This window comes from Aeromicrobium halocynthiae, from assembly GCF_039531385.1.
GTDB classification, from domain to species: Bacteria; Actinomycetota; Actinomycetes; order Propionibacteriales; family Nocardioidaceae; genus Aeromicrobium; species Aeromicrobium halocynthiae.
The window spans coordinates 251,260-277,712 of sequence record NZ_BAAAPY010000003.1 but is presented as its reverse complement, the minus strand read 5'-3'; the positions used below and the strand labels follow the sequence as shown (position 1 = coordinate 277,712).

Genomic DNA, 26,453 nt, shown 5'->3' with positions numbered 1-26,453 from the left:
CCACCGAGGGGCGCACGACCGTGCTCGAGGGATAGACTGAGGACGTCACATTGTCTGGTACCCCTCGCGGGACTGGAACGAGAGGCACACCCCATGCAGAACGTCGTGCAGCGCCCTGCCCTGTCCGTCGGCATCGTCGGCGCGGGCCGCGTCGGCTCCGTCGTCGGGGCGACCCTGCGGTCGGCCGGCCACGAGATCGCCGCCGTCAGCGCACGGTCGGACGCATCGGTCCTGCGCGCGGCCACGACGCTCCCCGGCGTCCCGGTCCTGGCGCCGACGGAGGTCGCCGGGCGGGCCGACCTGCTCGTCCTCGCCGTGCCCGACGACGCCCTCGTCGCGCTGTCGGAGGAGCTGGCCGGGTCCGGGGCCGTCCGCCCCGGGACGATCGTCGCCCACACCAGCGGCCGCCACGGCCTCGCCGCGCTCGAGGCCCTGACCCGCGCCGGGGCCCGACCGATTGCGCTGCACCCGGCCATGACCTTCACGGGCGCGACCGACGACCTCGACCGAGCCTGCGTCTGGGGCCTGACCGCGGACGACGCCGAGCGCGAGACCGCCGAGGCTCTCGTGAAGGACCTCGGCGGCAGCGTCCTGTGGGTCGACGAGGACGACCGCGTCCGCTACCACGCCGCACTGGCGCACGGCGCGAACCACCTCGTCACGCTGGTCGCGCAGTCGCTGGAGCTGCTGCGGGGCGTCGCCACGGTGCCGGCGGACGCCGACGCGACGCCGGCCGACGTGCTCCGCCCGTTGCTGGAGGCGGCCCTCGCCAACGCCCTCGCGTTGGGCGACGCCGCCCTGTCCGGTCCGGTCGCCCGCGGTGACGTCACCACCGTCCGAGCCCACGTCGACGCGCTCGAGCACGCTCCGGCCTCGACCCGCGACGCCTACGTGGCCATGGCGAGGGCCACCGCGGACCGCGCCGAGCGCGACGAGCGTCTCGACGCCCGCACCGCCGACGCGGTGCGGGACGCGGTCTCACCGCAACGAGTCGGTGTCTGACGTGCCCACGGTCGTCCGCACTCCCGCCGAGCTCGCCGCCGTCCGCGGCGAAGGGACCGTCGCCCTCGTGCCCACCATGGGCGCGCTGCACGACGGGCACGTGCAGCTGATGAAGCACGCCCGGCCGCTCGCGCAGACCGTCGTCGTGTCGATCTTCGTCAACCCGACGCAGTTCGCGCCGGGGGAGGACTTCGAGGCCTACCCGCGGACCCTCGACGCCGATCTCGAGCGCTGCGACGAGGCCGGGGTCGACGTCGTCCTGCTGCCCGAGGTGGCGACCATGTATCCCGACGGCCCGGATTCCGGCGTCGTCGTCGAGCCGGGTCCGCTCGGTCGGGTGCTCGAGGGCGAGCAGCGCCCCACCCACTTCCGCGGCGTGCTGACGGTCGTCGCGAAGCTGTTCGGCATCGTCCGGCCCGACGTCGCGGTGTTCGGAGAGAAGGACTTCCAGCAGCTCGTGCTCATCCGGCGGATGGTCCGCGAGCTGTCCATGGGCGTCGACGTCGTCGGCTGCCCGATCGTCCGGGAGGCCGACGGTCTCGCGATGAGCTCGCGCAACGTCTACCTGGGTGCCGACGACCGGGCCCGCGCGAGCGTGCTGCACCGCGCCCTCACGGCAGGAGTCGACGCCGCGCCGCGAGGAGCCGAGCACGTGCTCGCGGCAGCGAGAGCCGTCCTCGACGCCGAGGGCGTCGTTCCCGACTACCTCACCCTGACCGGACCCGACCTGGACGAGGCGGTACCCGGCCAGGAGGCACGCCTCCTGATCGCCGCCCGCATCGGTACCCCCCGACTGCTCGACAACATCGGCCTGGTCCTCGGACCGACCACCCACGAAGGAGCCTGACCATGCTGCGCACCATGATGACCTCGAAGATCCACCGCGCCACCGTCACGCAGGCCGACCTGCACTACGTCGGCTCCGTGACCGTGGACGCCGACCTGCTGGACGCCGCGAACCTGCTCCCCGGCGAGCTCGTGCACATCGTCGACATCGACAACGGCGCCCGCCTGGAGACGTACACGATCGCCGGCGAGCGGGGCTCGGGTGTCATCGGCATCAACGGTGCCGCCGCCCGTCTCGTGCACCCCGGCGACCTCGTCATCCTGATCGCCTACGGCCAGATGGAGGACGCCGAGGCGCGGACCTTCGAGCCGAGCGTCGTGTTCGTCGACTCCGAGAACCGCGTCATAGGCACCGGGTCGGATCCTGCCGAGGTGCTCCCGGGCACGGCGGGCGGAGCGCTGGTGCGCGGCGACGTCGTCGCGAACCCGCTGGTCGCGAGCACGTCGTGAGCCTGCTGACGCTCGACGTCGGCAACAGCCGGTCCGTCATCGGGGTCTTCGACGGCGAGACGTTGCTGGACCACTGGGAGGTCTCCTCCGACGTGGCCCGCACCGCCGACGAGTGGTTCCTCATGGCACACGGGTTCGTCCGCACCGCCGGCCTGGGTGAGGTCGAGGCGGTGGCCATGTGCTGCACCGTGCCGAGCATCCAGCTCGAGCTCAAGGCGATGCTCGAGCGGTACTTCTCCGGCGTCCCGGTCTCCGTCGTCGGCCCCGGCGTCAAGACCGGCGTCGCGATCCACACCGACAACCCGCGCGAGGTCGGCTCGGACCGCATCGTCAACGCCCTCGCGGCGGCCGAGCTGTACGGCGGGCCGGCCGTCGTCGTCGACATGAACGGCACCGCCACCATCTTCGACGTCCTCGACGAGCAGAACCGCTACCTCGGCGGCGCGATCGCTCCCGCCGTGGAGCTGTCCCTCGACGCCCTCGCTCGCCGCGGAGCGCAGCTGCGCGCTGTGGAGCTGGCCGAGCCGCGCAGCGTGATCGGCAAGAACACCGTCGAGGCGGTGCAGGCCGGCGCCGTGTTCGGCTTCGCGGGTCTCGTCGACGGCATCGTCGAGCGCATCTGCGAGACCTTGGGCGCGGACCACGACGACGTCGCGGTCATCGCCACCGGGTCCTACGCCGACGTCGTCCTCGACCACTGCTCCACGATCACGGCCCGCGACCCGTGGCTGACCCTCACCGGCCTGCGGCTGGTCCACGAGAAGAACCACGGCTGAGCCGGTCCTCCACGCGCGCCACCCGGTGGCGCCGGGCGGCCTGCGCGGGCGTGAGGTCGTCGAGCTCGGAGTACAGGGTCGGGTCGGCACGGGCGTCCAGGAGCTCCAGGGCGACGTCCTCGTGACCGTTCACGATCGCCGCCACGAGCACCGTGCACTGGTACTCGGGATGGACGTAGTCCGGGTCGATCCCGCCCCGCAGGTGGAAGCGGACCAGCTCGAGGTCGCCGGCCGACGCGGCGGCGTACAGGTCCTTCCAGTCACCGCCGCTCATCGTCGACCTCCGGGCGGGAGAAGAAGGAGATGGCCGGAGCGGAGAAGATCTCCTGTCGCAGGCCCTTCACGAGACCGGCGATGCTGAATCCGACGTGCACGACGCTCACGGTGATCCAGGTGAGGATGATGATGCCGAAGGGGAAGAAGCCGTCGATGCTGCCGCCGTCGCGCGTCAGGGCGTAGAGCAGGCCGAAGTGGGTGCCGACGAGCACCACGGTGAGCAGCAGGTAGGTCAGACCCCAGTTCGCGGCGTTGCGGCCGTTCTCCGCGACGTGGCGCTCCTTGCCGCGTTGCAGCCGACCGGCGACGACCATCGCGATCGACGCCAGCACCGAGGACACGAAAGGCACGCAGAGGAACACCCCGAGCCCGAGGCCCCACGGCAAGGCGCTCATGCGCAGCAACCTAGCGGCCCCGCGCGGCCTCCAGTGCGGCGCTCATCGTCGGGGCGTCCCAGTCGCCGACGTGTCGGCGGCCGCCGACGAAGAACGTCGGGGTCCCCGAGATGTCCATGAGGTCGGCGTCGTCCTCGTCCTCGGCGACCCGCCGGCGCACCGCCTCGGAGTCCATGTCCGCCTCGAACCGGTCGAGGTCCAGTCCGATCTCGTCGGCGTAGCGCAGCAGGTCGAGCCGCTCGAGGCGGTCGGGGTTGGCCCACAGGCAACGGGCGAGCTCGAGCCGGCGCCCCTGCAGGTCCGCCGCCTCGTAGGCCCGAGCAGCGAGCTCAGCGTGCGGGTGGTGGCGGTGCAGCGGCAGGTGGCGCCACACCCACACGAGGTCGGTGCCGTACTGCTCCATGACCTCCTCGACCATGCCGGTGGCGCGGCTGCAGAACGGGCACTCGAAGTCGCCGTACTCGACGAGCACCAGGGGAGCGTCGGCCGGACCGACGTAGTGGTCGCGCTCGGGGTCGAAGGGGCGGAGCAGGACCGAGCCGGGCGGGGTGACGGGGACCTTGCGGTCGAGCGTGGACAGGATCACCCAACCGAGGAGGAAGCTCAGCAGCGATGCGGCCAGCACACCGACGCGTGCCTCGTCGCTGGCAGCCGGGTCGTCGATGGCGATGGAGACGATCAGCAGGGAGATCGTGAAGCCGATGCCGGACAGGGCGGCCCCACCGGCCACGCGTCCGATGGTCATGCCGGGCGCGAGCCGGCCGACGCCGCTGCGGTGCACCGCGAAGGTGACGGCGGTGATGCCGAGCAGCTTGCCGCCCGCGAGCCCGGCGACGATGCCCCACGTGAGTGACGACGTCGCGGCCCGTTGGAGCGTCTCCCCGTCGAGCGTCACGCCGGCGTTCGCGAGGGCGAAGATCGGCAGGATCATGAAGGCGATGTAGGGCGCGAACGACTGCTGCAGGCGCTCGTTCAGCGAGATCGACTCCCGCAGCTGCCGCTGGGCGGCGGCCGCGTAGCGAGGGTTGGGTGACTGGCGGAAGCTGCGGGTCAGCTCGACGACGCGTTCGACGTCGTCGCGTCGTGGCCCGGCGACGGGGATGAGCAGCGCGACGGCGACGCCGGCGATGGTGGCGTGCACGCCCGCCTCGTGGACGCCGAACCAGACCACGACGGCGAGCATCGCGTAGAGCGGGCCCCGCCCGGTCGGGACGAACCGGACGAGCGCGATGAGGACGAGCGCACCGACCGCGACGAGCAGGGGGGTGAGGCGCAGGTCGGCGGTGTAGAAGATGGCGATGGCGCCGAGCGCGCCGATGTCGTCGACGACGGCGAGGGTCAGCAGGAAGATCCGCAGCCGCGACGGGTGGGCGGGCCGGATGACGGCGAGAGCGCCGACGAGGAACGCGGTGTCGGTGGAGATGACGACGCCCCACGCCTGGGCCTGGCCGGAGTCGCGGGCGATGAGCAGGAAGATCAGCGCCGGGACGACGAGCCCGGCGAGGGCACCCGCGGCGGGGACGAGGGCGCGGGAGCGGCCGGTGAGCTCGCCGATGGTGAGCTCGCGCTTGACCTCGAGTCCGACGGCGAAGAAGAACAGCGCCATGATGGCGTCGTTGACGAGGTGCTGGAGGTCGAGGCCGATCGACCAGCCGTCGAGGCCGATGCGCGCCTCCGTGGCCCAGAACTGCTCGTACCCGGACCCGAGGTTGGCCCACGCGATCGCGGCGAGCGTGGCGACGAGCAGGAGGACCGCGCCGACCTGCTCGGTCTCGCTGTTGGCCAGGGCTGACCGCAGGCGGCCGGCGGTGCGGGTCTGGTCGGTCACGAAGACTCCGAACCACCTGGACGGGGTGGACATTCCCGCTGGGGTCGCGTTGGGGAGAATGGGGCCCGTGAACCCGACGCCCCCGACGCCCGACGAGACCGACGACCTGCCCGAGCAGCTGCGGATCCGCCGGGAGAAGCGCCAGGAGATCCTGGACGCCGGTGACGAGCCGTACCCGGTGATCGTCGAGCGCACCCACACCCTGCGCCAGGTCGTCGAGGCCTACGACGCCGCGGAGCTCGGACCGGACCACCACTCCGGCGACGTCGTGTCGGTGGCGGGGCGGGTCATCTTCCGGCGCGGCCAGGGCAAGCTCGTGTTCGTCTCGTTGCGCGAGGGTGACGGAACGGCGCTGCAGGCGATGGTCTCGCTCGATGGCGTGGGGGAGGAGTCCCTGGAGGCGTTCAAGGCGCGGGTCGACATCGGCGACCACGTGAGCGTCACGGGCGAGGTGATCACGTCGCGTCGTGGGGAGCTGAGCGTGCTGGCGTCGTCGTGGCAGCTGGCGGCCAAGACGCTGCGGCCGCTGCCGAACGAGCACAAGCCGTTGTCGGACGAGGCGCGGGCGCGGATGCGGTACGTCGACCTGATCGTGCGGCCAGAGGCCCGTGAGAACGTCCGCGTCAAGGCCAGGGTGCTGCAGTCGCTGCGCCGCACGCTGGACGAGCGTGACTACGTCGAGGTGGAGACGCCGGTCCTGCAGCACACGAACGGCGGTGCGGCGGCGCGTCCGTTCGCCACCCACGTCAACGCGTACGACGAGGACGCCTTGCTGCGGATCGCGCTGGAGCTGCACCTCAAGCGGGCGCTGGTGGGCGGCATCGACCGCGTCTACGAGATCGGCAAGACGTTCCGCAACGAGGGCGTCGACAACACGCACAACCCCGAGTTCATGATGCTCGAGGTGTACGAGGCGTACGGCTCCTATGACACGATGGCGGACCTGGTACGTGACCTCGTCCTCGACGCTGCTCGTGCGGTCGGGAAGACGGTCGTGCCGGGTCGTGACGGCACGGAGATCGACCTGGAGCAGCCATGGCGGCGCGCCACGGTCCACGAGCTGGTCTCGGAGGCCGTCGGCAGGACGGTGACGGTCGAGACGTCGCTGGGTGAGCTGCAGGCGTTGGCGGGCAAGCACGACGTGGCGCTGCGCGACCACTGGGGCGAGGGCGAGGTGGTGCTTGAGCTGTTCGAGAAGCTGGTGGAGCACACGCTGATCGCGCCGACGTTCGTGTGCGACTACCCGGAGGCGGTGCGGCCGTTGGCGAAGAAGCACCGGTCGACGCCGGGTCTGGTGGAGGCGTGGGACCTCATCATCAACGGGGTGGAGCTGGCGCCGGCGTACTCGGAGCTGAACGACCCGGTGATCCAGCGGGAGCGGTTGGAGGAGCAGGCGCGGCTCGCGGCGGCGGGGGACCCGGAGGCGATGGACGTCGACGAGGACTTCCTGCGGGCGCTGGAGTTCGGCATGCCGCCGGCCGGGGGCATGGGTCTGGGCGTCGACCGGCTGGTGATGCTGCTGCAGGGCATCGGCATCCGCGAGGCGATCCTCTTCCCGATCGGTCGTCGGGAGTAGGTCAGATGGCGAGAAGCGTGTCGGCGGGGACCTCGCGGCCGGAGGGCAGGATCCATCGCAGGACGTCGTGGCCCTTCATGGAGTGGTGTCGCCTGCACAGTGCCCACATGTTGTCCCCGTTGGTGGGGCCGGTGGGCCAGGGTTCTCGGTGGTCGAGGTCGCACCTCCCTGCCGGTACCCGGCACCCTGGTGCTCGGCAGACTCCGTCCCTGAATCTGATGGCCTTGGCGAGGGTCTCGGGGGCGAACCGTCCGACGTAGTCGTGAGCGAGAACATCGCTGGTGACGGGATCGGTGACGATCCGGTGCCAGAAGGTGTCGTCAGGATCGATCTCGTCGAGGATCCACGAGACCGGGACGGACCACTCGCCGTCGGAGGACTCGGCGTGGCCGTCGATGAGTCCGGTGAGCACGTCGGCCTCGATGGTGACGGCGACGTCGCCGGTGATCGTCGGGAGGTCGGTGGTCTCGCCGTGGGTGAGCCACGAGACGAACAGGTCGGCGGTCCGCTGCGGCAACGTGCGGTCGTCCTCGTCGTCGACGGGGATGCGTGCGGCGCGGTCGAGGCGTTTCATCACCGCGGCTGCCTGGTGGGAGGGGAGGTAGGCCGAGAGCCAGGACATGCCGTCCTCGAGGTGGTGCAGGGACACGTGCCGCTGCTCACGGGCCTTCTCGGCCCGATCGAGCGCCTCGTCGGGCTCGACGCGGGTGACGAACCGCTTGATCCAGGCCCGCAGCTCACTGGTGGTGTGGGTGGTGGCATAGGCGAGGGCCTTCTCGTCGAGCAGCGCCCACGAGGACTCCCGCTCGAGCCGGTCCAGACCGGTGGAGATCTCCCGCACCCGCGCGGCGTCAATCAGCCCGTCGCAGAAGGCAGCCCAGCACGCGGGTGCGTGCTCGATGACCCGGTCGGCGACGGCGAACCGCGACACCACCTGGTGCTCCGACAGACCCATCGCCTGACCGATCTCCATCGCGATCATCGACCGCTCCACCAGGGCCCGCATCGACGAGTCCAGCTCGCCAATGCGGGCCTCCTCGACGTCGCGGTAGCGCACCATGGCGGCGAACGAGGCGGCCTCGGCCTGCGCGAGCGAGCGCGAGACCAGCTCCAGATCGTCGACTGCTGCACCTACCAACTCTTCCATGTAACGAACATACACTCGACTGCTGACAATGTCTGCCGCCGATCCACAGGTCAACCACCGAGGTGGAACCGTAGGGTGGAGCGATGTCGGACGCTGGCGCATGGGAGCCCCTCGAGTTCGATGAGCCGTTGGTTGCGTGGACCTCCTCGACCATTCGGCGGCTCGACCTGCGCTGCATGGACATGGAGGTCCGCGGCATCGGGCTGAGGATGGACGGCCCGACCGCTCAGGACCTCGCCCTCGTCCTTCCCGTGACCTGGTCTCACAGGGGTGTCGACGCCGTCATCATTTTCCCCGACCCGGAGGAATGGGGCGCCTCTGCTCACGTCCGACGCGAGGAGCGGGAGTCCGGGAGGACGGTCCACCACTGCGACGACGCGGGGGACGAGTCGACCTGGAACCTGGTGTTCGGCGCGGTGTCCTGTACGTCCGCACCCGACTCCGCCCGATGATCCGCTTCTCGTCCGCGGCCTGATCGTCGGTGCCCGGTGCCCGGTGCCCGGTGCCCTCGCCGTCTGGTGTGATCTCGAGACGCATGGACCGGCGCCCCCGGCACGGTCCGGGCTACTCGGTCACCACATGATGCGTCTCAGATGCCGGGGCTGTCGCTTGAGAGCGCCGCGCCGACGGCTTCACGCGCCGCAGCCGGATCGTCCGCAGCGAGCGCGACGCGGGCCGCCTCGCGGCACTGGTCCATCGTGACCGCGCCGAGCTGCGCGCCCACGGCGCGCACCGCGGTGGCGGCGCACGAGAGTGACGTGACGCCGAGCCCCGCGAGCACGCAGGCGAGCTGCGGGTCGGCGGCGGCCTCGCCGCACACGCCGACGGGCTTGTCCGCCTCCTGTCCGGCGGTGGCGATGATCTCGACGAGCCGCAGCAACCCCGGCTGCCACGGGTCGGTGAGGTCGCCGAGGTCGGCGGCCATGCGGTCGGCGGCGAAGGCGTACTGGCTGAGGTCGTTGGTGCCGACGGAGACGAAGTCGAGGTGCTCGAGCAGTCGGTCGGTCAGCAGAGCGGCCGACGGCGTCTCGATCATGACGCCCGGCGTGAGTCCGAGCGCCCGGACCTTGGCGGCGAAGTCCGCCGCCTCGGACAGCACGGAGACCATCGGCGCCATCACCCACGTCTCGGTGCCGGTGCGCTCGGCCGCGGCGGCGATCGCCTCGAGCTGGCGCTCCAGCAGCTCGGGCATGCGGCGGGCGACCCGCAGGCCCCGGACGCCGAGGGCCGGGTTGGGCTCGGTGCCCATGTCGGCGAACGCGAGCGGCTTGTCCGAGCCCGCGTCGAGCGTGCGCACGACGACCTTGTGCTCGCCGGCGGCCTGCAGGACCTTCGCGTACACGTCGGTCTGCTCCTCGACGGTCGGCTCCGAGCCGCGGTCGAGGAAGCTCAGCTCCGTGCGGTAGAGCCCGAACCCCTCGACGGGCTCCGCGGCGGCCCGCTCTGCACCGGCCGCGTCCTGGACGTTCGCGAGCACCTGGACGGGGGTGCCGTCAGCCGTCGCGCCCGGGCCGGCCCAGTCGGCGCTTGCGGCGCGGCGAGCCTCGTCGTGCTCGACGCGGCGGGTCGCCTCGACGGGGTCGGGGTCGGGGAGCACCTCGCCGGTACCACCGTCGACGAGGGCGCGCGCCGGCACGTCCTCCACCGGCAGGTCCGCGACGCCGACGACGCACGGGATCCCGAGCTGGCGGGCGATGATCGCGGTGTGGCTGGTGGTGCCGCCCAGGCGGCAGGCGATGCCCACGACGAGCTCGGGGTCGAGGCCGGCGGTGTCGGCGGGGGCGAGGTCGTCGGCGAACAGCACCGACGGCTCGGTGGGTGGCACGATGCCGGGCTCGGGCAGCCCGAGCAGCTCCGCGACGACGCGGTCGCGGACGTCGCGCAGGTCGGTCACGCGCTCGGCCATGAGGCCGCCAGCGGCGGTGAACATCGCCTCGAGCTCCTCGACGGCAGCGGTGACGGCCGTGGCCGGTCCGCGGTCCGCGTGCTTGGCGACGAGGGCGGCGAGGCCGCGGTCGGTCGCGAGGGCTGCGGTGGCACTCAGGACCTCGCTGGCCGCGCCGCTCGCGGCGGAGGCTCGTGCCGTGAGCCGCTCGGCGACGACGGTGGACGCCGCGGCGAAGGCCTCCGCCAGGTCGGGACGGGTCGGCTCGTCGGCGGGGACGGTCGGGCGGGGGGCCGGCGTGACGACGACGCCGACGCCGATGCCCGGGACGACCGGGGTGCCGGTGCAACGCATGCTGCCTCCAGGGGAGCGGAGTGATCCGAGTGTGACCCGGGCGACCTCATCGCGAGGCTTTTCGTCCAGGTGGCTTGACGTATCGGCAGACTATCCCGTAGAACAACACATATCAACATCAAATCCACATGAATCAACATCGATTCGTGATGAGAGACGGGAGCACCGCGTGTACGCAGCGGAACGCCGAGCAGCGTTGACCGAGCGGCTGGGCCGCGACGGTCGCGTCAGCGTCGGCGACGCCGCCCGCGACCTCGGAGTCTCCGGCGAGACCATCCGACGCGACCTCGACGCGCTCGAGCGCCACGGGCTGGTCCGCCGCGTCCACGGCGGTGCCGTCGCGCGCAGCGCCGTGCAGGCGACCGAGCTCGGTCTCAGCGACCGCGAGGAGCGCAGCGGGCGCGAGAAGCTGCGCATCGCCGCTGCGGCGGCCGAGCACCTGCCGGCCGACGGCGGGACCGTCCTCGTCGACGCGGGAACGTCCACCGCTGCGCTGGTCGAGCAGCTGCCGGTCGGCTCCTCCCTCACGGTCGTCACGCACGGCACGGTCGTCGCCGCCATGCTCTCGCGGCGCGAGGACGTCGACCTGGTCGTCGTCGGTGGCCGGGTCCGCGGTCGCACTGCTGCGGCCGTCGGGTCCGACGTGGTCTCGACGTACGCGCGCCTGCGGGCCGACGTCGCCTTCCTCGGTGCCAACGGCGTCTCCGCCGAACGCGGGCTCACCACGCCGGACTTCGACGAGGCGGCCGTCAAGCGCTCCGTCGTCGCCGCGGCGCGGCGCAGCATCGTGCTGGCGGACTCCAGCAAGCTCGACACCGAGTACCTCGTCACGTTCGCCGCCCTCGACGCGATCGACCTGCTGATCACCGACGACGGCGCCGACCCCGACCACGTCGCCCGCCTGCGTGACGCCGGCCTGGAGGTGCAGCTCGCATGATCGTCACCGTCACCGCCAACCCGGCGATCGACCGGCTCGTCCCGCTGGGGTCGAGCCTGGAGCGGGGCGCCGTCCAGCGCACCGGTGCGGCCGTCGACCAGCCCGGGGGCAAGGGCATCAACGTCGCCCGCGTGGTCCATGCCGCGGGAGCGCGCACGTGCGCCGTCGTGCCCGTCGGACCGCACGACGCCCTGCTGTCGACCCTCGAGCCGACGGGCCTGCCGACGCGGCTCGTCCCGGTCGCCCACCCGACCCGCGTGAACCTCACGCTCGCCGAGCCCGACGGGACCACCACGAAGCTCAACGCCCCCGGGGCGGGCCTCACGGGCCGTGAGCTCGACGAGCTCGCGTCGGCGGTGCTCCGGGCCGCGCGTGGCGCGCAGTGGGTCGCGATCTGCGGCTCGCTGCCGACCGACGTCGATCCGTCCTGGTACGCCGACCTGCTGCGCTCCCTGCGCGGCTCGGGCGTCCGGGTGGCCGTCGACACCTCCGGGCCCGCGCTCGAGGCGGTGCTGGCCGACCCGGCGTGCGCGCCGGACGTCGTCAAGCCGAACGGACACGAGCTGGTCGAGATCCTCGGTGGCGACGCGGAGGCCGTCGAGGCCGACCCCGAGCTCGCCGCCGCGGCGGCCCAGCGGTTGCGCGCGGAACGTGGCCCGGCCGACGTCCTGCTGACCCTCGGCTCCACCGGCGCCGTCCTCGCCACCGCCGCGGGGTCGTGGTTCTGCGCCTCGCCGCCCATCACCCCCCGCAGCACCGTCGGCGCCGGCGACTCGTCCCTCGCCGGCTACCTCCTGGCGCGAGTCGCCGGGCACGACGACCCCACCACCGTGGCGACGGCCGTCGCGCACGGCAGCGCCGCCGCCGCACTGCCCGGATCCACCCCACCGACCCCCGCCGACGTCGACGCGCTGGCGACCCCAGCCGCCGAGGGCCTCGGCAACGCACCCACCGCGAAGGACCCGTCATGGACCGCTTGATCACCCCCGAGCTCGTGCTGCTCGACGCCGACCTCGGCGCCGACGCCGGCGCGGTCATCCCTGCCCTCGCGGCACGCGTCGCCGACGCCGGCCGCAGCGACGACGTCGAGCAGCTGAGCGACGACGCCCTCGCTCGCGAGGGCCAGTCCGCCACGGGCCTGCCCGGCGGCCTCGCCATCCCGCACTGCCGGTCCGCGGCCGTCTCCACCCCCACGCTGGTCTTCGCCCGCCTCGCTCCGGCCGCCGACTTCGGCGCGAAGGACGGCGGCGCCGACCTCGTCTTCCTCATCGCCGCTCCCGAGGGTGCCGGCCAGGAGCACCTGACCCTGCTGTCCTCCCTCGCCCGCGCGCTCGTGCGCGCGGAGTTCACCGACGCGCTGCGCGCCGCCGGCTCGGCCGAGGAGGTCGTGAACCTCGTGGAGGACGTGCTCGGTCCCGCCGACGCGCCCGCCCAGGCGGCCCCCGCTGTGCAGGAGGCCGCCGCTCCCGCCGACTCCACCTCCGGTCCGCGCACCACGCGGATCGTCGCGGTCACCGCGTGCCCCACCGGCATCGCCCACACCTACATGGCCGCCGACGCGCTGACGCAGGCCGGCGAGCGGGCCGACGTGGACCTGCAGGTCGAGACGCAGGGCTCGGCCGGTGCCGCGGCCCTCGCCCCGTCGACCATCGAGGCCGCCGACGCGGTCATCTTCGCCACCGACGTCGGCGTCAAGGACGCCGCCCGGTTCGCGGGCAAGCCGGTCGTCGTCTCCGGCGTCAAGCGCGCCATCAACGAGCCCGACGCGATGGTCGAAGAGGCCGTCCGCGCCGCGGCCGATCCGAAGGCCAAGCGGGTCGACGGCGAGGCCGCTGCAAGCGCCGACGAGGCCCCCGAGCACGCCGGGATCGGGCTGAAGCTGCGGCAGTGGCTCCTGACCGGCGTCAGCTACATGATCCCGTTCGTCGCCGCCGGCGGCCTGCTCATCGCGCTCGGATTCCTGCTCGCCGGGTACGACGTCACCGGCACGGCGGAGGACATCCTCGACGAGAACACCCTCACGAACCTGCCGGCCGCCGGCGAGTACGCCCTGTTCGGCAGCAGCCTGCTCACCTACATCGGTGCGCTGCTGTTCCTGCTCGGCTCGTGGGCCTTCGGCTTCCTCGTCCCGGCACTCGCCGGCTACATCGCCTACGCCATCGCCGACCGGCCCGGCATCGCGCCCGGCTTCGTGATGGGCTTCCTGGCCAACCAGGTCGGCGCCGGCTTCCTCGGCGGCATCGTCGGCGGCCTGATCGCCGGACTCATCGCCGGGTGGATCGCCAAGCGGCCTGCCCCGCGCTGGCTCGCCGGCCTGATGCCCGTCGTCATCATCCCGCTGGTCACGACCATCGTCGCCGGCATGCTGATGCTGCTCGTCCTCGGCCGCCCCATCGCCAACGCCACCGAGGGCCTGACCAGCTGGCTCAACGGCCTCTCCGGCGGCTCGATGATCCTGCTCGGCATCCTGCTCGGCGCGATGATGGCCTTCGACATGGGCGGACCGGTCAACAAGGCCGCCTACGTCTTCGCGACCACGGGTCTCACGGCCGAGGCGATCGCCTCCGGCGGGACCGAGGTCATGATCATGGCCGCCGTGATGATCGGCGGCATGGTCCCGCCGCTCGCCCTCGCGCTGTCGGTAGCGCTCCGCCCGAGCCTCTACACGCCGGCCGAGCAGGAGAACGGCAAGGCGGCGTGGCTCCTCGGTGCGGCGTTCATCACCGAGGGTGCCATCCCGTTCGCCGCGGCCGACCCGCTGCGCGTCATCCCGTCGATGATGCTCGGCTCGGCCACCGCCGGTGCCGTCGCGATGGCCGGTGGCGTCACGCTCGCCGCGCCGCACGGCGGCATCTTCGTGCTCTTCGCCGTCGACCAGGTGCTCTGGTTCCTCGCCGCCGTCGTCATCGGCACCCTCGTCGCCGCGGCCGCCGTCACCGTGCTCAAGCAGCTCGGCCGCGAGCGCGCCGCGGGAGACTTCGAGCACGTCTACACGCGCGACGCCGTGGACGCCTGAGCCCCCGACCCACCACACACCCACCCCGCCAGGAGGAACCATGCCCAGCAAGACCGTCACCGTCGGCTCAGCCGTCGGCCTGCACGCCCGTCCCGCCGCCACGATCGCCGAGGCGGCAGTCGGCACCGGCGTCCCCGTGACGCTCGCCGTCGCCGGCGGCGAGCCGGTCGACGCGGGCTCGGCGCTGCTCATCATGACCCTCGGTGCCCAGAAGGGCGCCGAGGTGACGGTGTCCAGCGACGACGCCGACGCCGTGGAGACCGTCGCGGCGCTCGTCGAGGCCGACCTCGACACCTGAGCGAGCATCGTCCGCGGGGCCCCGTTACGCCCACGGCGAACGGGGGAACACCCCCGACGAGGGTTCCGTTGTTCCCGATGTGGACGTCCGGGCAGTGGGCCCGGGGGCTCACGCCTAGACTTAACGGAACCAACAACCCTTGCTAGGGGGACGAATGTTCGAGAGGTTCACCGATCGCGCCCGTCGCGTCGTCGTGCTCGCCCAGGAAGAGGCGCGCATGCTCAGCCACAACTACATCGGCACCGAGCACATCCTCCTCGGCCTGATCCACGAGGGCGAGGGCGTCGCGGCCAAGGCGCTCGAGAGCCTGGACATCTCCCTGGAGGCCGTCCGCGGCCAGGTCGAGGACATCATCGGTCAGGGCCAGCAGGCGCCGAGCGGGCACATCCCGTTCACGCCGCGCGCCAAGAAGGTCCTCGAGCTCAGCCTGCGCGAGGCCTTGCAGCTGGGCCACAACTACATCGGCACCGAGCACATCCTGCTCGGTCTCATCCGCGAGGGCGAGGGTGTCGCCGCCCAGGTCCTCGTCAAGCTGGGCGCCGACCTCAACCGCGTGCGCCAGCAGGTCATCCAGCTCGTGAGCGGCTTCCAGGGCAAGGAGGCCGAGACCTCCGGCGCCCCCGCGGAGAGCCAGCCGAGCACGTCGGCGGTCCTCGACCAGTTCGGCCGCAACCTCACCCAGGCCGCGCGCGAGGGCAAGCTCGACCCCGTCATCGGGCGCGAGACCCAGATCGAGCGCGTCATGCAGGTGCTGTCGCGCCGCACCAAGAACAACCCGGTGCTCATCGGCGAGCCCGGCGTCGGCAAGACCACCGTCGTCGAGGGCCTGGCCCAGAACATCGTCAAGGGCGACGTGCCCGAGACGCTCAAGGACAAGCACATCTACACGCTCGACCTCGGCGCGCTCGTCGCCGGCTCGCGTTACCGCGGTGACTTCGAGGAGCGCCTCAAGAAGGTCCTCAAGGAGATCCGCACCCGCGGTGACATCGTGCTGTTCATCGACGAGATCCACACCCTCGTCGGTGCCGGCGCGGCCGAGGGCGCGATCGACGCCGCCAGCATCCTCAAGCCCATGCTGGCCCGCGGTGAGCTGCAGACCATCGGTGCCACCACGCTCGACGAGTACCGCAAGCACTTCGAGAAGGACGCGGCGCTGGAGCGCCGGTTCCAGCCCATCCAGGTGCCGGAGCCGTCCATCGCGCACACCATCGAGATGCTCAAGGGTCTGCGCGACCGCTACGAGGCGCACCACCGCGTCACCATCACCGACGAGGCGCTCGTCGCGGCGGCCACACTGGCCGACCGCTACGTCTCCGACCGGTTCCTGCCGGACAAGGCCATCGACCTCGTCGACGAGGCGGGCTCCCGGTTGCGCATCCGTCGCATGACCGCTCCGCCGGACCTCAAGGAGTTCGACGACAAGATCGGCGACGTCCGCCGCCGCAAGGAGGGCGCCATCGACGCGCAGGACTTCGAGGCCGCGGCCTCCCTGCGCGACGAGGAGAAGAAGCTCATCCTCGCCAAGGCCGAGCGCGAGAAGCAGTGGCGCGCCGGCGACATGGACGTCGTGGCCGTCGTCGACGAGGAGCTCATCGCCGAGGTCCTCGCGCTCGCCACCGGCATCCCGATCGTCAAGCTCACCGAGGAGGAGTCCGGCCGCCTGCTCAACATGGAGGCCGAGCTGCACAAGCGGGTCATCGGTCAGGACGAGGCCGTCAAGGCGCTCAGCCGTGCCATCCGCCGCACCCGTGCCGGCCTGAAGGACCCGCGCCGTCCCGGCGGGTCGTTCATCTTCGCCGGCCCCTCGGGCGTCGGCAAGACGTGGCTGTCCAAGGCGCTCGCGAACTTCCTGTTCGGCGAGGACGACGCCCTCATCCAGCTCGACATGAGCGAGTACTCCGAGAAGCACACGGTGGCGCGCCTGTTCGGTGCCCCTCCCGGCTACGTCGGCTACGAGGAGGGCGGCCAGCTCACCGAGAAGGTCCGTCGTCGCCCGTTCAGCGTGGTGTTGTTCGACGAGGTCGAGAAGGCCCACCCGGACATCTTCAACTCGCTGCTGCAGATCCTGGAGGAAGGTCGTCTGACCGACTCCCAGGGCCGGGTCGTGGACTTCAAGAACACCGTCATCATCATGACCACCAACCTCGGCACGCGTGACATCGCCAAGGGCGTGAACCTCGGGTTCAGCCGTGCCGACGACGTGGTCGGGTCCTACAACCAGATGAAGGCCAAGGTCTCCGAGGAGCTCAAGCAGCACTTCCGGCCCGAGTTCCTCAACCGTGTCGACGAGATCGTCGTGTTCCCGCCGCTCACGCAGGACGAGATCATCGAGATGGTCGACATGATGATCGGCTCCCTGGAGTCGCGACTCAAGGACAAGGACATGGGCATCGAGCTCACGCCCGCGGCCAAGGACCTGTTGGCGCGTCGTGGCTTCGACCCGGTGCTCGGTGCGCGTCCGCTGCGTCGGACCGTCCAGCGCGAGATCGAGGACACCCTCGCCGAGAAGATGCTCTTCGGCGAGGTCCGGGCCGGCGAGATCATCCTGGTCGACGTCGAGGGCGAGGGCAAGGACGCCGTCTTCACCTTCAAGGGCACCCCGAAGGCCGACCTCGAGCTCACCGAGGGCACCGACCCGCTCGCGGTGGAGGCCGGCTCCGGCGACTGAGTCCGCCCGCTCGACACGACGACGCCCGCTCGACCTCTGGTCGGGCGGGCGTCGTCGTGGTTCGATGTCGGTCATGACCAAGCGTCCGCTCGCCGTCGCCGGTGCGCTGGTCGCAGTCGGCATCGTCGTCGTCCTGCTGCAGCCCGGCCCGCCGGAGGCGGAGTGCGTACCGGAGGGGACCCCGTCCTCGGGCTTCGTCGACAGCGACAGAGACTGTCCGATCTCGCAGGAGAGCTGGGCGGAGATCTCCGAGTGGCGGTCCTTGCCCAAGCCGTTCCGCATCCTGGGGGCGTTGCTGGTCCTCGCCGGCGTCGTGATGGCGGGCGTCGCGGTCGTCGTCGGTCGGCGCCGCGGCGATGCCGAGGCGTCAGGGCCCTGATGTCGACGCAGGAACCGGCGGGACTCAGAAGTCCAGGGAGCGGCGCGCCCGGGTGCGTCACCACGTCGCCCACGCGACGCCCAGCGCCAGCAGCGTGTGGAGCACGATCGTCAGCGGGCTGCTGACGAGTGTGAGCGGGTCGTTGCCGGAGTTCGCCATGGCGTCGCGCAGCGAGTACTCCGCCGGCGGCCCGAGGATCACCGCGATGAGCGCCGGAGCGATGGGGACGTCGTTGCGTCGCATCACGTAGGCCAGGACGCCGAGGGCGCACATCAGGGCGAGGTCGGTGGTGCTCGCGCCGGTCGCGTAGACGCCGAGGCTCGCGAAGACGGTGATCCCCGCGTACAGGTGCGCATGCGGCACCTCCAGCAGTGTGGCCCACAGGGGCGCGAACGGCAGGTTCAGGATGAGCAGCGCCACCATCGCGACGAACAGGCGTGCGAGCAGCGCCCAGACGATCTCGCCGTTGCGCTCGAACAGCAGCGAACCGGGCTGCATGCCGTACTGCTGGAAGGCGGCCAGGAGCAGGGCGGCCGTGGCCGAGGTGGGCAGGCCGAGCGCGAGCAGCGAGCCCATGGCGCTGCGGGCGGTGGCGTTGCCGGCGGTCTCCGGTGCGGCGACGCCCTGGATGGCGCCCGAGCCGAACTCCGGCTCCTTGCGGCGACGGTCGAGACGGCGCTCGGTGCCGTAGGCGAGGAACCTGGGCACCTCGGCGGCGCCGGTGTCGTTGCACGAAGTCGTCGAGCGTCTGCCACTCGGAGTCGGCGGGCACGGCGAGCACCTCGAAGTCCTCGGCCAGTCGTGCGACGGGGGTGACGTCCTGCAACGTCGTGCTCGCGTCGCTCATGGACACGCCGCCGACCATCACGGTGCCGGTGACCATGAGGGTCGTGGCGTCGCCGGCGCGGCGTGCCAGCTGGCTGAGACCGATGGTGCCTGCGGCCCCGGGCGTTCACCACCTGCACGTTGCCGACGATCGAGTCGGTGCGGGTGGCGAGCTGCAGCTCCCGGGCGACGAGGTCCCACCCACCGCCGGCCGCAGCCGGGGCGATGACGGCGAGGGAGGTCCGAGCCTCGGCCCCCGTCACCGAGACCGCGGGCGTCGGCGACGGTGAATCAGCCGAGGACGAGCACGAGCGCCCCGACGACGATGCGCCCCAGCAGGGGTCGAGCGGCCATGGCACCTTCTCCCCCGATGATCGAACCGACCCATGGTGTCACGGTCACACCGGTGCCCTGGCGTGGTGGCCGATCAGTCGTCATCGAGGGGATCCACCACGACCATCGCCGTCGCCTACACCGACTCCGACGCCGGACGTGCGGCCCTCGTGGTCGCGGTGCGCCAGGCTCAGGTCCTGAACGTGATCGACGACGTGCCCGACGGTGACGACGCCGTGCAGCGCGGCGAGGCCGAGGCGCACGTCGCCGACGTCCTCGACTCCCTGCCGAGCCTGCCCGCCTGGACGGTGCGCGTCGTGGCCGCCGGGGGCGACGGGGCCCCGTGCCTGCTCGACCTGGTCGTCGAGAGCGGCGTGACGATGCTCGTCATCGGCAGCCGGCGTCGCAGCCCGGTGGGCAAGCTGCTCATGGGCTCGGTGGTCCAGCGCGTCATCCTCGACTCCCCGGTGCCGGTGCGGACCGTCAAGCCGGCCGCCGGAGCACCTCCGGCGACGTCGGGGGGCAGACCGGGACGTCGCACCCTCGCTGGAGGAGCGCGTCGAGCACCTCGGTCGGCAGGTCGCAGCGGTTCGACGGACTCGGACGTGGGTGCCGGGGTGCGCGTCGGCGTCGGGGCACGAAGGGCATGACCTCACCCTCGAACCTCATCCTCGGTCGAGGTCAAGGGGCCGACCGGTCTGGGATCGGTCAGAGCGAGAAGGTGCCATCCGGGTGCACGGTGACGAGTCCGTCGTCGAGCAGGGAGTCCAGGCACCGTTCGCGCTGCGTCGCGTCGTCCCAGGTCGCGTCGAGGGCGACCTTCGGCACGGTGCCCTCGTGCTCGCGCAGCACCGCCATGAGCCGGCCTCGGCACTGGCGGTCGGTGCCCGTCCAGGCCTGTGAGCGTCGGACCGGCTCGTCGGGCTCCGGCCGTCCGGCGGCGAACCACCGGCACAGGTCGGCCACCGGACACTCGGTGCACCGTGGGGACCGTGCCGTGCAGACGAGGGCGCCCAGCTCCATGGAGGCCGCGGCCCAACGATGAGCGTCTGCGCGGGGGAGTGCTCGGTCGGCGAGCCGGCGCTCCGAGGCCGTGAGGGAGCGCGCCGGGTGCGCCTGCCCGAGAAGGACTCGGGCGAGGACCCTTCGGACGTTCGTGTCGAGCACGACGTGCCGCTGTCCGAACGCGAAGCTCGCTACGGCGGCCGCCGTGTACTCCCCGACGCCGGGAAGCGCCAGCAGGGCGGCATGGTCGGACGGGACCTCCCCGCCGTGGTGCTCGGTGATGGCGACGGCGGCGGCGTGCAGCCGCTGCGCTCGGCGGGGGTAGCCCAGCCGGCCCCAGGCGCGGACGGCCTCGCCGGCAGGGTCCGCGGCGAGGCTCGCCGGCGTCGGCCAGCGCGCCATCCACGCCTCGAAGACCGGCAGCACCCGGGCAACCGGCGTCTGCTGCAGCATCAGCTCCGAGACGAGCACCGCCCACGGGTCGTCGACGCCTCGCCACGGGAGCACGCGAGCGTTCTCCTCGAACCACGCGAGCACCCGCTCGTGCAGCGCGTCGAGGTCGGCCCCGTTCGCAGGCGAGTCGCTCATCGTCGCCCGATCATGCCAGGGAGCCGGTCGGCGCACCGGGCGCGTCGGCCCGGGGGGACGGTCGATGACTCGTAGGCTTGGGCCGTGAGCCGTCCGCTGCCGGCCGCCGTGTACTGGCGGCGCCGCCTCCTGCTGCTCGGCGTGCTGCTGCTCGCCTCGTGGGGGGTCGTGCAGGTCTGGCCCACGGGCGGTGCGGCCGAGACCCCGGCGCGCCCTGCGGTCTCGCCGGCCGACGATGAAACCCAGGACCCGGCCCAGGATCGAGGACCGACCGCCGGGCCGCAGATGGCCGAGGAGTCCGACGAGTCGGCGCGCCAGACGACGGTGTCGGTGGCCGCCGGGGGCAGGCCGTGCGACCCGGAGTCGATCCGCATCTCCCCGCAGGTGCCGCCGGACCAGGCGAGCGGCGCGCCCGTCAGGATCCAGCTCGGCCTGTCGACGAGCGCCGAGGAGCCGTGCACGTTCACCGCCGACGCGGGAGACGTCGTCGCCCTGGTGAGTGCACGCGGTCAGGCCGTGTGGGACTCCGACGTCTGCCGCGGCACGACGCTGCTGGACGGTTCGGTCGCGCTGTCCCCGGGCTGGGTCACCGTGGCCGAGGCGACGTGGAGCGGTCGCGGTTCCGGCCCGATCTGCAGCGACGACGAGGACTGGGCGTCCCCCGGCAAGTACCGGCTGCGCATCGGCACCTTCGGCGGCGAACCCGGCTCCACCACCTTCCGGCTGGCAGCGCCCGAGAAGGAGGAGCCGGAGCCCAGCGACGACGAGGAGCCGGAGCCCAGCGACGACAACGAGGAGAGCCCCGAGGAGTCGTGAGCGACCGGTCCGGTCCTTCGCGTCAGACGTAGCGCTCGAGGATGCTCGACTCCGCCAGGCGCGACAGACCCTCGCGGACGCCGCGTGCGCGGAGGTCACCGACACCGTCGACGGCCTGGAGGTCGTCGATGCTGGCGCCGAGCAGCTTCTGCAACGAACCGAAGTGCTCGATGAGCCGGTCGACGACCGTGCCCGGCAGGCGTGGGATGCGTGAGAGCAGGCGGTAGCCCCGCGGTGCCAGGGGTGCGTCGAGGGAGGCGTCGGTCCCGATCCGCAGGGCCTGCGCGACGACGCCGAGCTCGACGAGGGCGGGGGAGTCGATCTCGGCGAGCTCGTCCAGCACCGACTCGACGCTGCGACGCCGGCGCCCGGTCGGCATGTAGTCGCGCACGAGCAGCTCGCGCTCGGACCCGACGCCACCGATCAGCTCCTCGAGCTGCAGCGCGAGCAGTCGACCGTCGCTGCCGAGCTCCAGGACGTAGGTCTCGATCTCGCCGGCGATCCGACGCACCATCTCCAGCCGCTGGGCGACGGCAGCGACGTCACGGACGGTCACGAGGTCCTCGATCTCGAGCGCGGAGAGTGCCTCGGTGACCTCGTCCAGACGGTGGCGGTAGCGCTCGAGCGTGGCGATCGCCTGGTTGGCGCGGCCGATGACGGCGGCGGCCTCCTCCAGGACGTGACGTTGCTCGTCGAGGTAGAGCGCGATGAGGTGCATGGAGGCGGACACGGAGATGACGGGAAGCCCGGTCTGGCGGGCCACGCGGTCGGCGGTGCGGTGCCGGGTGCCGGTCTCCTCGGTGACGATCGACGGATCCGGCATGAGGTGCACGCCGGCCTTGAGGATGCGGGTGATCGACGCGTCGAGGACGATCGCCCCGTCCATCTTGGCCAGCTCGCGTAGGCCGGTGGCCGTGAAGGGCACGTCGAGGTCGAACCCTCCGGAGGAGATCTGCTCGACGACGCTGTCCTGCCCGACGACGATCAGGGCACCGGTGCGGCCACGCAGGATCCGCTCGAGACCCTCGCGCAGACGGGTGCCGGGCGCCACCATCGACAGGGCGCTGCGGAGGTCGGTCGGCTGGGGCACCGGGTCAGTCTAGGGAACGCAGGGGCGTCGGCGCAGCGGCGAGGCTGCGCATCGCTGCGCGGACGTCTCCCACGCGCGTGACCGTGAGCCCGGGGACCGCCACGGTGGAGGCGTCGGTGCCCTCGGGGACGACCGCCTGGGTGAAGCCGAGGCGGGCGGCCTCGCGCAGGCGGTCGCCGAGGTGGCGCACGGCGCGCACCTCGCCGGCCAGGCCGACCTCGCCGAGGACGACCATGTCGGCCGGTGCCACCCGACCCGTCGCGGCCGACGCCGCCGCGACGAGGACGGCGAGGTCGACGGACGGCTCGACCAGCCTGGCGCCGCCGACGGAGGCGGCGTAGACGTCGTGCTTGGAGAGGTTGACGCCGCAGTGCTTGGTGAGCACGGCCAGGATCATCGCGACGCGGGCGGAGTCCAGTCCGCTCGACGTGCGCCGCGGGGACGGGATGGCGGTCTCGACGGTGAGCGCCTGCACCTCGGCCAGCAAGGGGCGCCGACCCTCCATCGTGACGGTGACGCACGTGCCCGGCACCGGCGTCTCGTGACGGGAGACGAACAGTCCGGTGGGGTCGGGCACCTCCAGCAGGCCGGCGTCGGCGAGGTCGAAGCAGCCGATCTCGTCCACCGGTCCGAAGCGGTTCTTGACCGCCCGCAGGAGGCGCAGTCGGGAGGCGCGGTCGCCCTCGAACTGCAGGACGACGTCGACGAGGTGCTCCAGCGTGCGGGGGCCGGCCACGGAGCCGTCCTTGGTGACGTGCCCGACCAGCAGCGTCGCGATGCCGGCGGACTTGGCACGCTGGATGACGGCGGTGGCGACCTCGCGGACCTGGGTGACGCCGCCGGGGACGCCGTCGACGTCGGCCGAGCCGATGGTCTGCACGGAGTCGACGACCAGCAGGCTGGGTCCGACCTCCTCGACGTGCGTCAGCAGGGCGCCGAGGTCGGTCTCGGCGGCGAGGTAGAGCTCGGGATGGACGGCATCGGTGCGCTCGGCCCTCAGCCGGACCTGCGCCGCGGACTCCTCGCCGGAGACGTAGAGGGTGCGCCGACCCTGCCGCGCCCACTGCGCGGCGAGCTCGAGCAGCAGGGTGGACTTGCCGACGCCCGGCTCGCCGGCGAGCAGGAGCACGCCGCCCGGCACCACGCCGCCGCCGAGGACCCGGTCGAGCTCCCCGATGCCGGACGGGACGCTGGCAGCCTCGGTGACCTCGATCTCGGTGATCGGGCGAGCCCGGCGGGTGACGGGCGCGGCCGCGGTGCGCCCGGTGCTCGCCGCGGCGGCCTGCACGTCGACCGTCCCCCACGCCTGGCACTCACCGCACCGCCCGACCCACTTGCCGGTGGTCCAACCGCACTCGGAACAGGCGTAGACGGGGCGCTTGGCCTTGGTGCTGGCGGGCATGGGGTCAGCGTAGGCGCCGGGTCCGACGCAGCTCGACTGGCAGACTGGCGCGGTGACGGGGATCGGGACAGGTCGGCCGGGGAGGCGGCGACGCGTCGGGCTCGTGGCGGCGCTGCTGCTCGGTCTCGTGGTCGGCTACGACCTCGTGTGGCACGCCGTGAACGGGATCCAGCCCCCGCTGGACCGGCTCGTCGTCGGCGTCGCCGGCGTGCTCGGCGCGGTCCTCGCGGTGGCGTCGCACCGCGCCGCCGGGCCCCGCTGGGGCCTGCGGGCCTGTCTCGGCCTCTGCCTCGTGACCTTGGCCCTGATGGCGGCCCGGGAGTCGCTCGTCGCGCTCGACGACGCCGTCACGAACGCCGCGATGGACCTCGACCGGCCCGCCGGCCGCGTCCCGTGGGACGTCCTGTCGCTGCTGCTGCTCGCTGGCACCGCCCTGGTCGCCGGGTGGCCGGCCATCGACCGCCTCGGTACCGACGACGCCTGACGTGCTCGAGCGGTCCCGTGGGTCAGGCCGGGCGACCGCTGCGGATCCTCTCCGCGGCGAGGACGAGCACCCACCACGCCCCGGTGCCCGCGACCAGCAGCCACAGACCCGGCCCGACCAGCCGGTCGTCGTCGTAGGGCGCCTCCTGCGTGGCCGCGAGGACGGCGAAGAGGCCGGCGACGGCGACACCGACCACCAGGAGCCAGCCCCACCACCGGTGACGTCGTGGTGCGAGCTCGGCGTGGGGCGAGAGGTGGCGGAAGGCCTCGGCAGCGGTGAGCAGGGCGAGCGCGGCGAGTCCCAGGGACCCGATCGCGAACACCCACCCCTCGGCACCTCCGTGCTCCGCTGCGTCGATGCCGGTGCCGGCGACCGACATCGACGACCCGTCGTCGTCGTACCACCCTCGGACGTACCTGGCGAACGTGCCGAGGACGAGCAGCGTCCCGGCCGCCGCACCGAGGGCACCGAGGAGGAGGTCCTCCACCCGGCGCACTCGCGCCAGCAGGCGCGTCATCGCGTACGGGCCGTCGGGGTCGACGCGTTCGGGTCGCGCGGCGTGCCTCAGATGGTGACGTCGCCCGCGCCGGTGCGGAACGTGACGGACATGATGCCGGGCTGGGCGTTGGGCGCGACCCACTCGACGGCGATCTGCTCCAGTGCCGTCACGGCCGGCTCGCCGAGCCAGTCCGAGAGCCGCTCGGGCGAACCGGCCATCTGGACGGCGACGAGGTGGATGTCGGACTCGGCCATCTGCGAGGGGTGCTCGGACTCCTCGATCTCCCACTTCGTGACGTAGGGCAGCTGTGGGTCGACCTTCATGCTGCTCGTGCCGATCTGGCGCCACTGCAGGTTGAACCCGTCGGGACGGCGACGGTTGCCGGGGACGGCGTGGCGCCCGATGCGGCGCTCGACCTCGGTCATGTCGTCGACGGAGACGCACCACGCCATCCACCCACCACCGGCCTCGGTCCGTTCGCGGACCACCTGGCCGAACGCGGCCTTGTCGGCTGCGGGGTGGTCGAGCACCTCCACCACCTCGAGGTACTGGCGGTTGCGCAGCGGCAGGATCATGTTGCGCGTTCCGAAGCGGGGGTGCGCGCCACCGTCGAGGAACGTGGCTCCCAGCTGGGCCTCCAGGTCCGCGATCGTCGCGGCGAGTCCGTCGGGTCCGGCGGCGAAGGAGAGGTGGTCCAGGTGCATACGCCATTCTTGCCCGAGCCCGATCCGGACGACGCCCCCGGGGTCGGTGCCGAGGCGTCGGGCTCGCGCCAGGACGGTCACGGCCGCACCGACCCCGCCTCGGTGGCGGGGTGGACGTTCGGTGCGCCGGCGGCGAGGTGGTCCTCGCACTGGCGCTGCAGCTCGGCGTAGGCCGCCTCACCCATGAGCGCGACGAGCTCGGCGCGGTTGGAGACGTAGACCGGCTCGGGAGCCACGTGGGCCTCGGTGTTGGACGAGCAGTACCAGTCGAGGTCGGCCCCTCCCGGACCCCAGCCGGCGCGCACGTACTCGCCGATCTGCACCTCCAGGTAGGAGGTGCCGTCGCCGCGGTCGACGTCGCGGAAGGATCGTCGCAGGGGAAGCTGCCAGCACACGTCGGGCTTGAGCTCGAGCGGCTCGACGCCCTCGTCGAGGGCCAGCGCGTGCAGGGCACAGCCGTAGCCGCCGGGGAAGTCCCGGGCGTTGTGGAAGATGCAGGCGCCGGCCACGGCGCGGGTCTTGAGCTCGTCGTCCGCGTCGGTCTCCGTCCACCCCTTCGGGCCGGTGCCCTCGGCGTGCCGCTGCCACACCTCGGGGGTCAGGCGTCCGACCGCCGTGGCCACGCGCTCGTGGTCGGCGTCGTCGGCGAAGTGCGCCCCGAGGGTGCAGCACCCGGCGTCGGGGCTGCTGGCGTAGATGCCGGGACAGGAGGGGCCGTCGGTGGCGCCGAAGATGCACGTCCACCGCGACGTCAGCCAGGTGAGGTCGCACCGGAACACCTCGTCGGCGTCGTCGGGATTGGCGAACTCCACCCACGACCGGGGGAATCCGAGATCGATCTCGGGCATGCGTCGCACTGTAGGCCGCGCATCCA

Annotated in this window: 27 protein-coding genes; 15 read left to right on the top strand and 12 right to left on the bottom strand. The window is 72.4% G+C overall.

Going from position 1 to position 26,453, the window contains the following annotated elements; genetic code table 11:
- Positions 1-93: 93 nt before the first annotated feature.
- Genes ABD213_RS06950 through ABD213_RS06935 form a run of 4 tightly spaced genes read left to right on the top strand, consistent with a single transcriptional unit; the run spans position 94 to position 3,074 of the window.
- Positions 94-1,002, top strand: a complete 909-nt coding sequence (locus ABD213_RS06950; RefSeq protein ID WP_344326265.1) for a Rossmann-like and DUF2520 domain-containing protein — start codon at positions 94-96, stop codon at positions 1,000-1,002.
- Position 1,003: 1 nt separating this feature from the next.
- On the top strand, positions 1,004-1,849 hold the full coding sequence (panC, locus tag ABD213_RS06945) for a pantoate--beta-alanine ligase (protein ID WP_344326263.1): 846 nt from the start codon (positions 1,004-1,006) through the stop codon (positions 1,847-1,849).
- A 2-nt stretch (positions 1,850-1,851) separates the two neighbouring features.
- Entirely contained in the window at positions 1,852-2,298 is a 447-nt protein-coding gene (gene panD, locus ABD213_RS06940) for an aspartate 1-decarboxylase (RefSeq protein WP_344326262.1), read from the top strand.
- On the top strand, positions 2,295-3,074 hold the full coding sequence (locus tag ABD213_RS06935) for a type III pantothenate kinase (RefSeq protein ID WP_344326261.1): 780 nt from the start codon (positions 2,295-2,297) through the stop codon (positions 3,072-3,074). Before panD ends, ABD213_RS06935 begins: the two co-directional genes overlap by 4 nt.
- Here the strand turns inward: ABD213_RS06935 and ABD213_RS06930 are convergent.
- From ABD213_RS06930 to nhaA, 3 genes are read right to left on the bottom strand one after another with little or no spacing between them, the layout of a single operon-like run.
- Positions 3,034-3,348: an ankyrin repeat domain-containing protein gene (locus ABD213_RS06930; RefSeq protein WP_344326260.1), complete on the bottom strand. Its 315-nt coding sequence runs from the start codon at positions 3,346-3,348 to the stop codon at positions 3,034-3,036. The genes ABD213_RS06935 and ABD213_RS06930 overlap by 41 nt on opposite strands.
- On the bottom strand, positions 3,335-3,745 hold the full coding sequence (locus ABD213_RS06925) for a magnetosome magnetite crystal formation protein family (RefSeq protein ID WP_344326259.1): 411 nt from the start codon (positions 3,743-3,745) through the stop codon (positions 3,335-3,337). The genes ABD213_RS06930 and ABD213_RS06925 overlap by 14 nt, the downstream gene beginning before the upstream one ends.
- Positions 3,746-3,755: 10 nt before the next feature.
- Entirely contained in the window at positions 3,756-5,573 is a 1,818-nt protein-coding gene (nhaA, locus tag ABD213_RS06920; protein WP_344326258.1) for a Na+/H+ antiporter NhaA, read from the bottom strand.
- A gap of 67 nt (positions 5,574-5,640) precedes the next feature.
- Here nhaA and lysS point away from each other — a divergent pair, with 67 nt between their 5' ends.
- Entirely contained in the window at positions 5,641-7,149 is a 1,509-nt protein-coding gene (gene lysS / locus ABD213_RS06915; RefSeq protein WP_344326257.1) for a lysine--tRNA ligase, read from the top strand.
- Position 7,150: 1 nt separating this feature from the next.
- Here lysS and ABD213_RS06910 read toward each other — a convergent pair whose 3' ends face one another.
- The gene (locus tag ABD213_RS06910; RefSeq protein WP_344326256.1) at positions 7,151-8,296 is read right to left on the bottom strand and encodes an HNH endonuclease signature motif containing protein; all 1,146 of its coding nucleotides are present in this window, start codon (positions 8,294-8,296) and stop codon (positions 7,151-7,153) included.
- A gap of 176 nt (positions 8,297-8,472) precedes the next feature.
- Between ABD213_RS06910 and ABD213_RS06905 the strand changes: the two genes are divergently transcribed.
- Positions 8,473-8,748 (top strand): hypothetical protein, encoded by a 276-nt coding sequence (locus ABD213_RS06905; RefSeq protein ID WP_344326255.1) that lies wholly within the window; start codon positions 8,473-8,475, stop codon positions 8,746-8,748.
- 137 nt (positions 8,749-8,885) lie between these two features.
- Here the strand turns inward: ABD213_RS06905 and ABD213_RS06900 are convergent, their stop codons facing one another.
- Positions 8,886-10,535 carry a putative PEP-binding protein gene (locus ABD213_RS06900; protein ID WP_344326254.1) on the bottom strand — a complete coding sequence of 550 codons (1,650 nt, stop codon included), beginning with the start codon at positions 10,533-10,535 and terminating at the stop codon, positions 8,886-8,888.
- Between the two features lie 169 nt (positions 10,536-10,704).
- On the opposite strand from ABD213_RS06900, the gene ABD213_RS06895 reads away from it, so the two are divergent.
- The 6 genes from ABD213_RS06895 to ABD213_RS06870 all read left to right on the top strand — a co-directional run bounded on the left by ABD213_RS06895 (position 10,705) and on the right by ABD213_RS06870 (position 17,833).
- Entirely contained in the window at positions 10,705-11,472 is a 768-nt protein-coding gene (locus tag ABD213_RS06895) for a DeoR/GlpR family DNA-binding transcription regulator (RefSeq protein WP_344326253.1), read from the top strand.
- Positions 11,469-12,452 (top strand): 1-phosphofructokinase family hexose kinase, encoded by a 984-nt coding sequence (locus ABD213_RS06890; RefSeq protein ID WP_344326251.1) that lies wholly within the window; start codon positions 11,469-11,471, stop codon positions 12,450-12,452. The genes ABD213_RS06895 and ABD213_RS06890 overlap by 4 nt, the downstream gene beginning before the upstream one ends.
- Positions 12,440-14,488: a PTS fructose transporter subunit IIABC gene (locus ABD213_RS06885; RefSeq protein ID WP_344326250.1), complete on the top strand. Its 2,049-nt coding sequence runs from the start codon at positions 12,440-12,442 to the stop codon at positions 14,486-14,488. The genes ABD213_RS06890 and ABD213_RS06885 overlap by 13 nt, the downstream gene beginning before the upstream one ends.
- Before the next feature lie 40 nt (positions 14,489-14,528).
- Positions 14,529-14,786, top strand: a complete 258-nt coding sequence (locus ABD213_RS06880) for an HPr family phosphocarrier protein (RefSeq protein ID WP_344326249.1) — start codon at positions 14,529-14,531, stop codon at positions 14,784-14,786.
- 154 nt (positions 14,787-14,940) lie between these two features.
- Positions 14,941-17,454 (top strand): ATP-dependent Clp protease ATP-binding subunit, encoded by a 2,514-nt coding sequence (locus ABD213_RS06875; protein ID WP_344326248.1) that lies wholly within the window; start codon positions 14,941-14,943, stop codon positions 17,452-17,454.
- Positions 17,455-17,527: 73 nt separating this feature from the next.
- Positions 17,528-17,833, top strand: coding sequence for a hypothetical protein (locus tag ABD213_RS06870; RefSeq protein ID WP_344326247.1), 306 nt, complete (start codon positions 17,528-17,530; stop codon positions 17,831-17,833).
- Positions 17,834-17,890: 57 nt separating this feature from the next.
- Here ABD213_RS06870 and ABD213_RS06865 read toward each other — a convergent pair whose 3' ends face one another.
- Complete coding sequence (locus ABD213_RS06865; RefSeq protein WP_344326245.1) at positions 17,891-18,541, bottom strand: tripartite tricarboxylate transporter permease; 651 nt, start codon at positions 18,539-18,541, stop codon at positions 17,891-17,893.
- Between the two features lie 536 nt (positions 18,542-19,077).
- On the opposite strand from ABD213_RS06865, the gene ABD213_RS06860 reads away from it, so the two are divergent.
- Positions 19,078-19,641: a universal stress protein gene (locus ABD213_RS06860; RefSeq protein ID WP_344326243.1), complete on the top strand. Its 564-nt coding sequence runs from the start codon at positions 19,078-19,080 to the stop codon at positions 19,639-19,641.
- A 58-nt stretch (positions 19,642-19,699) separates the two neighbouring features.
- Here the strand turns inward: ABD213_RS06860 and ABD213_RS06855 are convergent, their stop codons facing one another.
- Complete coding sequence (locus tag ABD213_RS06855) at positions 19,700-20,584, bottom strand: HhH-GPD family protein (protein ID WP_344326241.1); 885 nt, start codon at positions 20,582-20,584, stop codon at positions 19,700-19,702.
- A gap of 84 nt (positions 20,585-20,668) precedes the next feature.
- Here ABD213_RS06855 and ABD213_RS06850 point away from each other — a divergent pair, with 84 nt between their 5' ends.
- Complete coding sequence (locus ABD213_RS06850; protein ID WP_344326239.1) at positions 20,669-21,400, top strand: hypothetical protein; 732 nt, start codon at positions 20,669-20,671, stop codon at positions 21,398-21,400.
- A gap of 22 nt (positions 21,401-21,422) precedes the next feature.
- Here the strand turns inward: ABD213_RS06850 and disA are convergent, their stop codons facing one another.
- Positions 21,423-22,454, bottom strand: coding sequence for a DNA integrity scanning diadenylate cyclase DisA (gene disA / locus ABD213_RS06845; protein WP_425546029.1), 1,032 nt, complete (start codon positions 22,452-22,454; stop codon positions 21,423-21,425).
- A 40-nt stretch (positions 22,455-22,494) separates the two neighbouring features.
- Positions 22,495-23,892, bottom strand: a complete 1,398-nt coding sequence (gene radA / locus ABD213_RS06840; protein ID WP_344326234.1) for a DNA repair protein RadA — start codon at positions 23,890-23,892, stop codon at positions 22,495-22,497.
- Positions 23,893-23,944: 52 nt separating this feature from the next.
- On the opposite strand from radA, the gene ABD213_RS06835 reads away from it, so the two are divergent.
- Complete coding sequence (locus ABD213_RS06835; protein WP_344326232.1) at positions 23,945-24,376, top strand: hypothetical protein; 432 nt, start codon at positions 23,945-23,947, stop codon at positions 24,374-24,376.
- Positions 24,377-24,398: 22 nt separating this feature from the next.
- On the opposite strand, the gene ABD213_RS06830 is transcribed toward ABD213_RS06835, so the two are convergent.
- From ABD213_RS06830 to ABD213_RS06820, 3 genes are all read right to left on the bottom strand, one after another.
- Entirely contained in the window at positions 24,399-24,893 is a 495-nt protein-coding gene (locus ABD213_RS06830) for a hypothetical protein (RefSeq protein WP_344326230.1), read from the bottom strand.
- Between the two features lie 47 nt (positions 24,894-24,940).
- Positions 24,941-25,579 carry a VOC family protein gene (locus ABD213_RS06825; protein ID WP_344326292.1) on the bottom strand — a complete coding sequence of 213 codons (639 nt, stop codon included), beginning with the start codon at positions 25,577-25,579 and terminating at the stop codon, positions 24,941-24,943.
- A 77-nt stretch (positions 25,580-25,656) separates the two neighbouring features.
- Positions 25,657-26,427 carry a DUF3109 family protein gene (locus ABD213_RS06820; protein WP_344326228.1) on the bottom strand — a complete coding sequence of 257 codons (771 nt, stop codon included), beginning with the start codon at positions 26,425-26,427 and terminating at the stop codon, positions 25,657-25,659.
- Positions 26,428-26,453 lie beyond the last annotated feature (26 nt).